This is a genomic window from Methylocella tundrae, from assembly GCF_901905185.1.
GTDB classification, from domain to species: Bacteria; Pseudomonadota; Alphaproteobacteria; order Rhizobiales; family Beijerinckiaceae; genus Methylocapsa; species Methylocapsa tundrae.
Map to the genome: position 1 here is coordinate 40,937 of NZ_CABFMQ020000109.1, position 14,506 is coordinate 55,442.

The 14,506-nt window shown below is 59.1% G+C and carries 10 protein-coding genes and 1 pseudogene; 2 read left to right on the forward strand and 9 right to left on the reverse strand.

The genetic code is table 11. The features are described from left to right. Positions 1-116: 116 nt before the first annotated feature. From MPC4_RS16480 to MPC4_RS16515, 8 genes are all read right to left on the reverse strand, one after another. On the reverse strand, positions 117-761 hold the full coding sequence (locus MPC4_RS16480; RefSeq protein ID WP_174513475.1) for a riboflavin synthase: 645 nt from the start codon (positions 759-761) through the stop codon (positions 117-119). A gap of 2 nt (positions 762-763) precedes the next feature. After that, the gene (ribD, locus tag MPC4_RS16485) at positions 764-1,879 is read right to left on the reverse strand and encodes a bifunctional diaminohydroxyphosphoribosylaminopyrimidine deaminase/5-amino-6-(5-phosphoribosylamino)uracil reductase RibD (RefSeq protein ID WP_174513476.1); all 1,116 of its coding nucleotides are present in this window, start codon (positions 1,877-1,879) and stop codon (positions 764-766) included. Continuing rightward, complete coding sequence (gene nrdR / locus MPC4_RS16490) at positions 1,876-2,424, reverse strand: transcriptional regulator NrdR (RefSeq protein WP_174513477.1); 549 nt, start codon at positions 2,422-2,424, stop codon at positions 1,876-1,878. Before nrdR ends, ribD begins: the two co-directional genes overlap by 4 nt. Positions 2,425-2,436: 12 nt before the next feature. Further along, on the reverse strand, positions 2,437-3,738 hold the full coding sequence (glyA, locus tag MPC4_RS16495; protein WP_134489048.1) for a serine hydroxymethyltransferase: 1,302 nt from the start codon (positions 3,736-3,738) through the stop codon (positions 2,437-2,439). Between the two features lie 400 nt (positions 3,739-4,138). After that, positions 4,139-5,434, reverse strand: coding sequence for a L,D-transpeptidase family protein (locus tag MPC4_RS16500; RefSeq protein WP_244629077.1), 1,296 nt, complete (start codon positions 5,432-5,434; stop codon positions 4,139-4,141). A 723-nt stretch (positions 5,435-6,157) separates the two neighbouring features. Then, positions 6,158-6,670: a transcriptional regulator LdtR gene (gene ldtR / locus MPC4_RS16505; protein ID WP_134489050.1), complete on the reverse strand. Its 513-nt coding sequence runs from the start codon at positions 6,668-6,670 to the stop codon at positions 6,158-6,160. 868 nt (positions 6,671-7,538) lie between these two features. Next, the gene (locus tag MPC4_RS16510) at positions 7,539-8,294 is read right to left on the reverse strand and encodes an acetoacetate decarboxylase (protein WP_174513478.1); all 756 of its coding nucleotides are present in this window, start codon (positions 8,292-8,294) and stop codon (positions 7,539-7,541) included. Between the two features lie 117 nt (positions 8,295-8,411). Then, positions 8,412-11,174 (reverse strand): right-handed parallel beta-helix repeat-containing protein, encoded by a 2,763-nt coding sequence (locus MPC4_RS16515; RefSeq protein ID WP_174513479.1) that lies wholly within the window; start codon positions 11,172-11,174, stop codon positions 8,412-8,414. Positions 11,175-11,959: 785 nt separating this feature from the next. On the opposite strand from MPC4_RS16515, the gene MPC4_RS16520 reads away from it, so the two are divergent. Next, entirely contained in the window at positions 11,960-12,361 is a 402-nt protein-coding gene (locus MPC4_RS16520) for a hypothetical protein (RefSeq protein WP_174513480.1), read from the forward strand. Positions 12,362-12,709: 348 nt separating this feature from the next. Here MPC4_RS16520 and MPC4_RS21375 read toward each other — a convergent pair. Beyond that, positions 12,710-12,947 (reverse strand): annotated as a pseudogene (locus tag MPC4_RS21375) (IS6 family transposase); the annotation flags it as partial. Between the two features lie 316 nt (positions 12,948-13,263). Here MPC4_RS21375 and MPC4_RS16525 point away from each other — a divergent pair. Then, positions 13,264-14,499: an alpha/beta hydrolase family protein gene (locus tag MPC4_RS16525; RefSeq protein WP_174513481.1), complete on the forward strand. Its 1,236-nt coding sequence runs from the start codon at positions 13,264-13,266 to the stop codon at positions 14,497-14,499. Positions 14,500-14,506: the final 7 nt, after the last annotated feature.

Genomic DNA, 14,506 nt, shown 5'->3' on the forward strand with positions numbered 1-14,506 from the left:
GCGGGTTCTTCTGCGCTCCCATATCGGCCGAAAAGGCGCAGGCGTTTTGAATGAAGACGGGCCGCCGAGGGCGCTAGGCTTTCCGCGCTTCCGCATCGTCCTCGCAGTGGATGCGATCAGGGATAAGATGGCGCGGCTGCTTCAGCCGTGACCTTCGCAGGCGCCGTTTCGCTGAGCCGTGCGGCGTAACGCGCCATCAGATCGACTTCGAGATTGACCGCGTCGCCGGCGCGTTTCCCGCCCCAGGTCGTGACATGCAGCGTATGAGGTATCAGCAGAATTGAGAACGCATCGCCCTTGACGCCATTGACGGTCAGCGATGTTCCATCGAGTGAAACCGAGCCCTTTTCCGCGATGAAGCGCGACAAGCCATGGGGCGCGCGGATCCAGAAGCGCTTCATCCCGTCAAAATCCTCAATCGACAGAATTTCGGCGATTCCATCGATATGGCCGGTGACGATATGGCCTCCGAGTTCATCACCGATCTTGAGAGAGCGCTCAAGATTGATTTGTTCCCCCGGCTTCCAGGTCACGGCGGTGGTGCGCGCCAGCGTTTCGGCGGCGATATCCACGTCAAACCAGCTCTTGCCGTGCGCGATCCCAGACCCGACCACGGTCAGGCAAGGACCTCCGCAAGCGATCGAAGCGCCAAGCGCGATCGACTCCGAAGGATAGGAACAAAGCACGCGCACGCGCCTTAAAGCTCCGCGCGGCTCGACGCTCGACACTTCGCCGACATCGCTGACGAGACCGGTGAACATGTTTATAAAATCCTTTCGCTGCGGGTCAGGGCGTCATCGCCAACCAGGCGCTTCTCAACGCTCCTGTAGCGTGCCGGGTCACCGAGCGCCGCCAGACTTTCGGCGTTCAATCCAGCGCGGCCAGGCCGCGCCAGCGGCGCCGCGCTCCTTAGCACAATCACGTCGTCGGCGAGGCCGCGCGCGATCAGCGCATTCGCCAGTGTCGGGCCGCCTTCACAGAACAGCCGCGTCATTCCCCGTCCGGCAAGGAACTCGAGCGCCGCGCCAATGTCGGCGCGGCCAGCTTCGTCGCGGCGCACGCGGGCAATTTCGACGCCCTTTGCCCGAAGCTGCGACGCTCGCGCCGCCGAGGCCCCCTCCCCGGATATGACGAGTGTTGGATGGCCGCGGGCCGTTTCGGCCAGACGCGAATCGGGCGGCAACGCGAGATCGCTGTCGAGCACGATCCGCAAAGGCTTTCGCGCCTCAAGCCCTGGAAGCCGCACGGTAAGCAGAGGATCATCCTCCAGAGCCGTCCGCGAACCGACGAGAATGCCGTCATGCAGGGAGCGAAGAATATGCACATAGCCATTGGCGGGCGCGCCTGTAATGGCAAGACGGGGCTCCCCGTGAAGAGCCGCGGCGAAGCCATCAGCGGTCAAGGCGAGCTTTAACGTGATCATCGGGCGATTTTTTGTGACGCGAAGGACATGTCCGAGATTGGCGCGGAGCGCCGCCTCGGCGCAGACATTCGTTGTCACTTCGACGCCGGCGTCCGTCAGCATCCGGTAGCCGCGTCCGGCGACGCGCAAGTCAGGATCGCCGACGGCGGCGACGACACGAGCGATGCCCCCCCTGACGATGGCCTCGGCGCAAGGCGGCGTCGCGCCATGATGGCTGCAAGGCTCGAGGGTGACATAAAGCGTCGCGCCGCGGCTGCGCTCGCCCGCCTCGCGCAATGCTTCCGTCTCGGCGTGCGGGCGTCCTCCGGGCTTCGTCCAGCCACGGGCGAGAATGACTCCGTCCTTGACGATGAGCGCTCCGACGGCGGGGTTTGGCGCGCAGAGCCCGAGGCCGCGCCTCGCCAGCGCGATCGCAGCGGCCATGAGGCGCGCATCATCGGTCGCGGCGTCGATCATGCCCGGCTCGGGGATCGCGTCTTTGGCGGTGGACCGGCGTGATGCTCATCCGCCGGCGCCGGCCGGCCGTCGATCGCAACATCATCGGCGTCAACGGCGCCGTCGAGTTCATCGATCAAGGCGTTGAAGTCGCGCGCCTCGCGAAAGTTGCGGTAGACGGAGGCGAAGCGCACATAAGCGACGCTGTCGAGGGCGCGAAGCCCTTCCATGACCAATTCGCCGATCTGTTCGCTCTGGATTTCGCTTTCGCCCTGGCTTTCGAGCTGGCGCACGATGCCATTGACCATGCGCTCGACGCGCTCCGGCTCCACGGGGCGCTTGCGCAGGGCGATTTCAAGCGAGCGCATCAGTTTTTCGCGCTCGAACGGCGCCCGTCGTCCGGATTTTTTAAGGACGGTGAGTTCGCGTAGCTGGACGCGCTCGAAGGTCGTGAATCTGCCGCCGCAGTCAGGACAGACGCGCCTCCGCCGAATGGCGGAGGCGTCATCTGTTGGCCGCGAGTCTTTCACCTGGGTTTCAAGACTGCCGCAGTAAGGACACCGCATCGCGGCGCAACCTCAGTAGATCGGGAAACGTCCTGTCAGTTCCAAAACAGCCGCTTTGACCTTGGCCTCGACGTCTGCGTTCGCGTCGCCATTGGTCGAGAGGCCGTCAAGCGTTTCGGCGATCAATTCGCCGATCTTCTTGAATTCGGCGACGCCAAACCCGCGCGACGTCGCCGCCGGAGCGCCGAGACGGATGCCCGAGGTGACCATCGGGCTCGCCGTGTCGAAGGGCACGCCGTTCTTGTTGCAGGTGATCGAGGCGCGTCCGAGAGAAGCCTCCGCTGCCTTGCCGGTCAGGTTCTTCGGCCGCAGATCGACGAGCATCAGATGATTGTCGGTGCCGCCCGAGGCGAGATCGAAGCCTGCGTCCTTGAGCGTAGAGGCGAGAGCCCGCGCGTTGTCGACGACCTGGCGCGCATAGACCTTGAAGTCAGGCCGCAAGGCCTCTCCAAACGCCACGGCTTTGGCGGCGATGACATGCATCAGGGGGCCGCCCTGAAGACCTGGGAACACCGCCGAGTTGATCTTCTTCGCAATGTCGGCGTCATTCGTCAGGATCAGGCCGCCGCGCGGGCCGCGCAGCGTCTTATGCGTCGTGGACGTGACGACATGCGCATGCGGGAACGGCGAGGGATGCACGCCGCCTGCGACTAGGCCGGCGAAATGCGCCATGTCGACGAAGAAATAGGCTCCAACCGAATCGGCGATGGCGCGGAAGGCTGCGAAATCCCAGTGCCTCGGATAGCCGGAACCGCCGGCGATGATGATCTTTGGCTTGTGCTCCTCGGCAAGGCGGGCGACGGCCTCCATGTCGATGCGATGGTCGTCGCGGCGCACGCCATAGGGAACCGGCTTGAACCATTTGCCGGACAAATTGACCGGCGATCCATGCGTCAGATGCCCGCCGGCGGCGAGATCGAGGCCCATGAAGGCGTCGCCCGGTTGCATCAGCGCGAGAAACACCGCCTGATTGGCCTGGCTTCCGGAATTCGGCTGCACATTGGCGAATTTGCAGTCGAACAGTCGGGTGACGCGCTCGATCGCGAGGGTTTCGGCGATGTCGACGAACTGACAGCCGCCATAATAGCGGCGCCCCGGATAGCCTTCCGCGTATTTATTGGTGAGGATCGAACCCTGCGCCTCAAGGACGGCCTTGGAGACGATGTTCTCTGAAGCGATCAGCTCGATTTCGTGCCGCTGACGGCCAAGCTCCAGTTCGATCGCCTGAGCGATTTCCGGATCGGCGTCCTTGAGATCCGCCGCGAAGAACGAATTGGAAGCGGGGCCTCCCTTTTCGGCATTGGCCTGGCTCATTGGAGAGCTCCTTATTTAGACGGAAAAGCAAAGAAAGCGATGAGTTGGAGAGCCGCCAGTTTCGCGCGGCGCGAAGTCTCCATGAATTGGCAATAGCATGTCATCTCGCCCGAGTGAAGGCTCGACCAGTCGGTTCAATTCGGCCAGCGCATCGCCCGCGGCGCCGCGGAAATCCGCATGCGCCGGCTTTGCAATTACGCCTTTCGGACTAAGACGTTGCGGCTAAGTCATTGTGGCAAAAGCCTGACGGGGCCGCGCCCCGGGAACGGCCATCGCGCCAGGACGCCAAATGGACGCTGCGCCTGGCGATAAATGCGACAAAACGTCCGACATGCGCCACATCATGGCCAGCGCATTTTTTTACGATCGGATACCCAAATTATTCTTTGTAAGCCCTAAATTATTGTTGGTCGTCATCGCTTAAAGGTTCGAGCGTCTTGGTGCTGACGGCGCTGACGGGACGCTGCGCATCGGGCTGGATGGCTTGCGGAAGCGGAGCCGACGCAGCATTGGTCGCGACAGGTCCAAAACCATCCCGCTGATAAATGTCCTCGCGGAACTGAACGACGCCCTCCGGCGTGCCCCAGGCTGTTATGTAGACCCAATAAACCGGAACGGGTGTTGCGATCTTGGCGTCGATGCGCTGTCCCGAACGGATCGCTTCATCGATATGTTCGCGATCCCAGCCGGGCGTATCCTTCAACAGCCAGGTCACGTAATCGCGCACGTTCTGAACGCGGATGCAGCCCGAAGAGACGAAGCGGACATCATCGCCGAACACGCCTTTCTCCGGCGTGTCATGCATGTAAACCCCATATGGGTTGTTAATGTTGATACGGACGACGCCGAGGGAATTGATGTCGCCGCCGGGATCCTGCCGGTAACGATAATTCGTCGCATCGAGGGTGTTCCAGTCGATCTCGCTCGGCTGAACTTCCTGATTATCCTTATTGAAGATCCGAATCTTGTGTTCGGTCAGATAATCTGGGTTCTTCTGCATGCGCGGGATGAGATCCTTGCGGATGATCGAGGCGGGCACGGTCCAATAGGGATTGAAATTGATGTCGATCGCCTTGGTCATCATGACCGGAGACTGGCGGTCGATCTTGCCGACGCCGGCGGCGTGATGCGTCGCGACCACGCCATTCTCCACCGTTTCGACAGCCATAGCGGGAATATTCGCCATGACGAAGCGCTCGCCGAGATTGCCGGAATAGGAGCGCAGACGAACCAGATTGATCTCCAGCTGATGCAGCCGGAAGTCCGCCGGAATATTGAGCGCGTCGAACGTTTCCTTCGAAACAATGCCGGTCTGGAGCAGACCGTGCCGAGCCTGGAAATGTTTGACGCCAGCCTCGACGAAAGAATCAAAAATCGGCGCGGCGCCGACGGAGACGTCAAGATCGCCGGACGCCGCGAGGCGTTTGCGCAGAGCGATGACAGTGGGGCCGCTGACGCCGAGCTTCAGCACACGCGTCGCGTTGACCGGCTCCCATCCACCCTTGGCGACGATTTGCTGATAAATTTCAATCGCCTGTTCGGTCGCGGCCAAGGTTTGCGGCGAAAGCACAGGCGTGTTGGAGCGCGTGATCGCCAATCGGGGATCGGCGTCGTAGCGCTGCGCCCATTCGGCCTGATCGCCGAAAGCCGGGCCGGCGAAGGCGCCAAGGGGAGGATATAGCCAAAAGCCGGCCAGCAAGGCGGCGACGGCCGGTCCCCGCCGCAAGATGGGACGCGAGGCGTCAAGCAAATCTGTTATCAATTTGAACTCCAACCTTCGGATCCGCAATCTCGTTTCCCCTGCTTTCGCCGCCGCCGTGGCGAAGCGCCGCAATATGGCGCCATGGCCGAAACGCCGCCCTTTCCCGAAAAGGATAGGCCAAAGCTGAACAAACGCTGCTCATCATGCTTCAGAGGCGGATGCAAAACAAAGGGACGTGAAAGTCCGCCTCTCGGATTTGATGCATTTCCTTAGCATCTCGATGGTTAATAAGACACAAATAGGGCGGCAATTGTAAGGCAGAGGCAAGCTTGCGCGCGCGCCGGAAGACGGGGCCCGAACGCTTCCGCAAACGTTGCAAGAACAAAGGGAAAAGGAATGGCCGGCATTTGCCGGCGAGCTTGCGGAGCACGGTGAATTTCTTCGCGCGGCCCTGCCCCAATCTGAAGCATTGCTGCAATCGGACGCAAAGCGCTCGCCCGATGCGCAAGCCCCGCGCTCCGCGAGGCGGCGCCGGTCCGGGCGCAAGCCCAAAGCGCCGCGAGCCCGGCGCATTGCCCCGCGATGCAGAGGCGTTTCCGCCCACTGCCCTCGATCATGACGCCGAAAAGCTGCAGACTTTTCGGACCCACATCATGCGTTACAACAAAGGCTTAAAGAGCGGAATGCGATTGCGATTCCGTTCAAACGCATTGTGCCCTAAAGCCGGTATCTGATCTGATCCGTCCAGAACCGTTCGAGCCGCACCAGCGATTGATTGAGTCGTTTGAATTCCTCCGAGCTGATGCCGCCGATCTGCTCCACCGTGGTGACATGCTTATCGTAAAGTCCGCCGACGACGTCATGAACGTCGCGGCCCTTCTCGGTCAGGCTAATGCGCACCGCGCGACGGTCGATGCGTGAGCGGGCATGATGAAGGTAGCCGGTCTCGACGAGCTTTTTGACATTATAGGATACGTTCGAGCCGAGGTAATAACCGCGCGTGCGTAATTCACCCGCAGTCAGCTCCTTGTCGCCGATATTGTACAAAAGAAGCGCTTGCACCGAGTTCACATCGCTGCGTCCGCGGCGGTCGAATTCATCCTTGATCACATCGAGAAGGCGCCGATGCAGGCGCTCGACGAGCGTCAGCGATTCGAGATAGAACGGCCGAACTTCCGCTGATTGTTCGGTGCGCGTCTGCATCGCTTCGCTCTTTAGAGCATTACCCATGACATGTCCTCGCCTCTAAGCTACTGCGGCGCCAATGCGGTCGGCGCACCATGCCGCCAAGTATACTGCCTCACTCGTGAAGAGCTGCTTAAATAACAAAATAACTCATAAGTTTACAGTATCCCGAAAAATGCCTTTTAGTTAGAATATGCCTACAAATATAATTATTAAAAACCCCTCATGTCGCTTTATTACTTATACATAATATTTATTTATGCGAATTTATCCACAATATATTAAGCACACTATTTGTTATGAACTACACAGTCTACTACAACATTTAGCAACAAAATCTGAAAAAGCTCTGAAAAACGACAGGAAAAACAACAGGAACAGAATCGATTAACTTTAGCCTTTTTAAGCTTGTCGCTGCTTCGCCTTGCGCGGAACTGGAGCCTTCGCAGAGCTGATCATTTCAACGCACCAGCCCGCGCGATGCCTGACCGCCCGGTTCCCCACAAAAAGACGCTCGCCAGCGGCAATTGGCGCATGCTCATTGTTGTGCCGCGCAGGCGTAAGATTCTCGCTGACCAAGGTCGCCGGCTTGAACGCCGCCCGAGGTGATCAACGCATATGCTATCGAGCCGCGCTGGTTCCGAAAGCAGTCGCGACGCTTTTGAAGGAGACCGGGCGCAGATCGCGGCCCGCCGCGTCGCAACAGCTGGGGCCCTCCAGAGGCCACAGCGGGCTCTCCGAAACATTGCGCAAGCACGATTTGGATTTGAACAGCCGCTTTTGCCCGCGGCAGCCGCCCGCAACATCGGTCGGGGTCCGCTCATAAGCGTCAGCGCCATCAATGCGCTTAAACGAAACCGGCGGCCACGGAGCGCCCGAGCGCCGATTTCGTCTTCCCGATGCGGGCGTGGGATCACGCCTTCAGATAATCATAGACCACTTCGCCAAGCCCGAGCGTCAAATCGGTAATAAAGTGCGTCGCCGAAACGACGCCCCGCACCGGCAGTCGCGCGACATCGCACATCGCATGTTCAAACAGTTCTATGGCCGCGGGGCCAGACCAGGCGCCTTTCACCGTGACGTCCTCACAGTAATAGCGCACGAGCTCGCAGATGCGCGGCGTGCAATCGACATGTGGAATGATCTTGATCATGAAATTCGGCTTGGCGAGGCTTTTCAACAGCGGCGCCGTGTCGATCTCGCGATGCTTGTAGCCCATGGTGGCGGAAACGCAGAGCACCGATCCGTAATGCAGGGTCGCGACCAGCGTCTCGCTCTCATGAGAGATTTTGGGGTTCGCCAATTTCTTGGGGAAGCCCCAGATCTCGCGGCCGCCCGCGATCGGCGAATTATCGTCGAGATACATGGCGTGGACATAGCCGCCTTCCTGAACCACGCCGTCCGCGCCTGTGAACCGCACGGGGATGACCTGCCCCGTCTCGGTGTAATCGCCAAAACCCGTCGAATCCGGCATGCGAATGAACTCATAATTGACGGTGTCGCCAATGACATCGAGCGGTTCGGGAACAACTTCACGCAACGCGTCTGGATCGGTCCGGTAGCTGATGACGATAAATTCGCGATTGTAGAATTTATACGGCCCGCGCGGATAGGCGGGGTCGTTCAACGGCATCGCGAAAGCTTTTTGACGAACGTCGGCAAGTTTCATGGGGTCGCTCTTTCTCGAAGCGGCGTTATATAAGTCTCTCTTTGTCAGTTCCACGCGGCAATCGAGCATTGGAGCGTTTGCGCCCAATGGTCGAAACGCGCAGCGGGCGCTGAAGACTTAGTGCGCGCCCGCCGCCGTATAGTCCCATGGGATGAACGGTTCGGCAAACCCGCAGGCGGGACTGACGCCCCCCGCTCCAGCGCACGGAGCGCCCTCTCCCGTCGATTTAAATGTGAAATCGCCGTGCGCCGGATCCTTGAAATTCGGATCGACGTTAAACAGCGAATGCACGTCTTGCGAAAAGGGAGGCGATCGCCACTCGTCAATCGACATTTTGCCGCCGTGATCTACATAATCGACGATCGTTTTGCCGCGCTCGAAATACATGTTGTAATCATTTTTATAGAACTGATTTCGTTTGCGCACGTCAAGGTTGTGCTGAAAAGGCGCCGCCGGGCCGCCGGGCTGATCAATGACGATGATGTTCCGGGTGAAACGCAAAAACGGTTGCGGCCCTTCGATCGGTATCGCCCACGGACTATTTGGGTCTCCGGCGCCATAAAAAGCCTGCGCGGCAAAATCTTTCGGATATTTGAAGCCGGCCGGAACGAAGCCGTAATATATATTATTCCAGTAATCGTCGCGCATGTTGCCGGTATGTTGCATCAGCCTGTTCGGATATCCCGGATGAACCGGGTCGAGGCTGTTCAGATTATAGAAGAGATTGTTGCTTTCATTGATTCCGGAGGCTTCATTGCCGTCGTGATAGTCGAGCACCCCGTCGAAGCCGTGGGCGCGCCGAGTTGGCGTCTTCCCATCAAACGTCAGCCACGCGCCCGAACTGACGTCATGGACGGTGTTGCCGATGATCGACATACGTGGCTTCGCACCGTCTCCGTCCTGGGGCCCACGCACATAAAGACACCCAAAATCATTGGCCATCGATCCGCCGGGCACAGGAACGCCTGCCGGGTTCTTTTCATAGCCGCAGTTGGAAATGTCATTATAGGCGATCGTCGTCCCGAAGCTACCGATGCTATAGAGACTATTTCTGTTGGCGGGCAGCGCATGGTCCCAATCGCTGCCCACGGCGATGCCGAACGACGGGCTGTTGCGGATGGTATTGTGGGATATCGTGAACGATTGCGCATGCGTGATGGCGATTCCCGCAACCCCTGTGCTCAGAAGGCCAAAGTCGTCCATTGTGCTATTTATCACGCTGAGACAGCAATTGCTTGCGTCGAAGGGCGAATCCGGCGTTGTCGGCCCGTCAAAATTGAAGCCAGTGTAATCGGTTCTCGAAGAATATTTGTAACCCGCGAGGCGGCCCGCCATATAGCCGCCGGCGATGATCGGGGCGCCGCCGAGATCGGAAAAGGAGCTGTTGCGGATTGTCACATGGTTCGATCCGAAGCTCGTCAGAATGCCGCTCTCGCCGAAATGCGTGAAGGCGTCATGATCGAAAAGGACGTTTTCAGCGCCGACCGTGACGATCCCCGAACTCAGCGTATTGAAATGGTTGCTCTCGACGCCCATGATGCCGCCGGTATTGCCGGCGAGGTCGAATGCGCCGGAATAAAGCGTTGACTGGGTATGTGAAAAGGTGATTCCGGAAAACGCGATGTTGCCGGCGGGAACGCCCGTCGGTCCGCCCGCCGCACGGCTGTTCGAAATGAGCATCAATTGCAGAAGACGCGGCGCGATGACCTTGATGTTGGAGCATGTCTCGCCCGGGCGCGGAACGTAAGTCAGGACGCCAGTCTGTCTGTTGAGATACATCTCGCCGGGGCCAATGTCTTCAAAACGATTCCACCGCCGCCAGGCATGCCCGGGGTAGAGCTTGGCCGGGATCATGACGTGGCTGTTTAGAGTCACGGTCTGGCCCTTATCGTCGATCGACTGTACAGGAATGATGTCCGAGCTCGCGCCGCCGGTCGGAATCTGGATCTTGATGTCGGTTACGTTGGTCCATGAGCTTGACAGCTCCGGATCGGCGCCGGCGTTAAAGCCAAATCGGTTCAGGGACGGTCTCACGGCCGTGCTCACGCGGTCTGCCGCATTGACCGATTGCACATTGTCCTGAAGGGGCAGCGCTCCGCTCGCCTGCGCCAGCAGCGCCGCTCCCCCCGGCGAAGCGCCGAGTTCGACATCATTGTCCGACATCGACAAGATCCAGTAGGACCGGTTTGCGCGGAAGCCAAAGCCGGCCTTGTTGAACGCTATGGCGCTGCCGACGCCGCCGGGAAGCGCCGCCGCGCTCGTCAAGCGGATCGTTTTCGAACCTTCCGTAAAAGTTGCGATCTGAGTCGTCGGAACGGCCGAACCGCCCTCGCGCATGTGAAACCAGTCGCTGCCCCTGCGCGGCCGGATGGGTTCGGACGCGCGCACGCCATTGACCCAGATTTCTCCGAAGTAGTAATTCGCATTGACTTGCGTAAATGGCCTTGGCCCCGGGATCTCCGCCTGACAGACGTTTGAAAGCCCGAGCGCCGGAAGATCGGCCGGATGCAAGAGCTCCGTAATGTCGGTTCCCCCGCTCCAGACGACCGTCTCGCCGGGATAGGCCGCGTAGGTGACGACGTGACCTGCGCCTGCGCCGTCGTCTGGCGTGAAGGTCACCGTCTCCGGCAGGAAATAGGTCCCGCCGCGAAACAGCACCGTCCAGTTGCGGCTCTCGCCCGCCCCCGTCAGTTTCGTTCTGAGGGCCGCCCGCGCGCGATCGACGGTCGCATAGGGCTTGTCGAAACTACCTTCGCCCGCGACGTCGTCGCCCCCGGGTGAAACAAACACATCAGCGGCGACAGGCGGCTCGGCGGCGCGGGCGCCCTGGGCCAGCGCGAGAGCGAGCATCGCAAGCCCCCAGAAGATGTGCTTGATCATCGACGACTCCATAACATCGCGCGCATACATTGCGCCAAATGAGGCGCGGCCTGAGCGCGGCCGGAGGGCCTCCCCAGGTAAAAAAGCAGGGGAGCAGGCCAAGGTTGCAGTGCAGTAAAATCAATAAGCGGCCTAAAAGGCAAGGGCCGCCCACGGCGGTTTGCCGATGGCGCGGCGTGGCGAAAGCACCTCGAAAAAGCGCAAAAGCGGTCTGGAAAACGCCGACCCGTTCACGAGATTTTGCTGACGGCATGGCTCGCCGGGCGCGGACTGGTGCGGACGACGGGACTCCAACCCGTATGACCAAGGTCGAGGGATTTAGGGCGCTCGTCTGACATTGTTTTATTGGACTTTGTTACTGACTTTCTATGGCAAAGCCCACATCGTATTACTCTTCGATTTCCAGTCGGCTGCGTTGGTCTCTTGCCTCAATCGAATGACCTGGTTTCCGGCACATCATTCACCGCTAATTTACAAGGAGCCGGCGATCACCTCAAGCTGCTTGGCCAGGTCGCCGAATGCTTTGTCTTATGGTCAAACGTGTCGTATTATTATGCTTAAAACCCTTGAATTCGACGCGCCGGTCAATTGCGGGTTGGAAAGTGCAATCATTTGGATCAGCCATTCTGCTTTCGGCGCTGGGAGCTTTTTGGGCGAACGGGATAGCCTTTGGACAGGCCCCGAGCCAGAGCGTGGGGGCTGGCGGATCAGTCAACGATCAGGGGAGGATCGCGGCCGAGCCTGTTGCGCTCCAGCGGCCACAGCCCGGCCAAGGCAATCCGCTCTTGACCATTCCCTTGGAATCCTTGCGCGCGACTCGCGAGCGCCCTCTTTTCTCAGCGACCCGCCGTCCGCCTCCTCCGGTCGTCACCGAGGGGGCGAAAGTAAGCGAACCCGTGTCCGCCCCGAAGCCGTCGGAGCCAGAAAAGCCCCAAGTCGCTCTGGTTGGCGTGGTGCATGGACCTCTCATCGACATAGCGGTTTTCCTGGACGAAACAGACAAGTCGCTGATGAGGCTTCGGGTCGGCCAGTCGGTCCGCGGATGGATTGTGCACGATCTCGACGCAAGGGCGGCGACCCTCGAAAAAGCAAAGCAGCAAGTAAAACTCGAATTGCCGGCGCGCAACACCGGGATTGCCGCAGCGACGCCGTCTCCGACCGAGGCTGCCTTGGCGCTGGACCAGTAGGGCGCATCGAACGATTCGCGAGGGCCGACCGATTCACGTGATTGCGGGACCGCCGTTGACCTCTGCCACGTCTGAACTGTATGGCCTCGCAGCGAACAACAATGCTCAGGGCATTGTCACGTCGCCGGCCGCTTGCCGTTCATTGGCTTCAGCCCTAACCACTCCCTATGACCAAGATCAACTATAGCGGCGCTGTCAAATTGCCGAAGAAAGCCCCGAAAAAAAATCCAACTTCTCCCATTTTCAGGCGGCAGCGACGGCAATGCGGAAGCCCTAAAGATTTGGCGCCTTCTTGCTGAGGTGAGAAGGACGCTGGACGTAGAAAATGTTTTGGGCGGCTGACTTCGAGACTTCGTCCAGATTCCGGGTCCTATGCGGCCTGGTCGGCGTCGCCGCAGCTCGGCGGCGATTCTCGGTCCGAAATGGTTCACCCAGCGCCGTCCCGTCTCAAAAGAGACAATGATCCGGCGCTCGGCCAACAAATCCTCGATGTCGCGGAAGCTCAGAGCGAACCGGCCATAAAGCCAGATCGCCTGCTGGGTGATTTCTGAGAAAAGCGGTAGTCGCCGTAACTGGTTTTGGTCATCGTTGGAGAATAAGCGTCATAACTCGAGCTTGGCAACGGAGCGGTACGCGGAAACAACTTTCGCTTTTTCGCAACTAAAGGAACGCGCAGCCATAGCATGCAGCCATAGCATAACGGACATTTTCCTAGCAGAAACCGCATTTGCCTCAGCGCTTACGCTGGCGTTTGCATCGGTGATCTTTGCAGCTAAATCGCTATTGAAAATCCAAATCATGATACGAAGCGGAATTTCATGGAAGACCCCGCGCCGGCAATCATCACTATGATGTGTCCGCAAATGGGAAAACCATTGCGTGAAAGTAGGGGGAGGAATTCAATGAAAGGGATAAAACATGCGATGATGGCGGCTGCAGCTCTTATTGCACTTGGGCTGATGTCTAATATAGCCGCGGCGCAAGACTACTCTGCGGTCAATGCCAACGGAACTCTGGTTTTGGGTGGGTATGGCAATTTCTTTATCCCAGGAAATCTGGCCACGTGCCCTACGCCGCCGCCGCCGGCCACCAATGCCAGTGTGTGCGCCGGGACCACTAACCCGGGGCTGCATATGATTAATCAGATGTACGTGCAGTTCATGAAGCCCGTCAAAGAAGCAAGAAAAATGCATTGGCCAATCGCCATTGTGCATGGTTGCTGCTTGAGCACAAAATCGTGGCAGACCACGCCCGATGGACGGATGGGTTGGGACGAGTACTTCGTCCGTCAAAAGTTTGACACCTATATGATCGATCAGGTCGGCCGCGCACGTTCTGGCTTCGATGCCACAGTTTACAACTCATTGAACACCGGTATTACGCACTGCATTCCTACCGCAACCGTTCAATGCCCACAAAGCCCCAACATCCTGATAGCCAGTGACCAGTTTGCCTGGAATGTCTTCCGCTGGGGAACCGCTCCTTGTACGACCTCCCCATGCTCCACCAATACCACTCCTCATCCCGGCATTCGGTTCCCGATGCAAACCGTAGGGGTGGGTACGGGATCGAACCTGCAATTCTACAACATGGTGATCCCTGACTTGAATAATGCGACTCTATCTGGGGCCCCAAGTCCGGCTGACCCTGCGGGCTTTTATAATACTCCCGCCCAAATGGCGGAACTCGCGAGAGAATTAGGCGGCGCTATCTTGATGGGTCACTCCGAATCATCATCGTTCCCGACCCGGGCGGCGCTTCAGCCCGCTTCGGGCTGCTACCCCTGGACGACGGCAGCAGCTTGCAAGGTTAAAGCAATCGTCCAGCTTGAGACGGGTTGTTTCGCGAATCTTACACCGGCTGAGATCAATACCCTCGCGCATATCCCGATCCTCATCGAGTACGGCGATTTCTCCGCCGTTCCGCAGCCGGCGGCTCCCTGCCCAACGGAGATTCAACAGATCACTGCCGCGGGCGGCGACATTAAGTTCGCCTGGCTGCCAGCTCTGAAGCCTAATTCCCTTTATAGGAGATCACCTGGCCCCATTACCGGCAACGAACACATGGTGATGCTGGACACCAACAACCTACAGATCGCCCAAATCATCATCGATTGGCTGTCTTCACGTGGACTGTAACGGGATC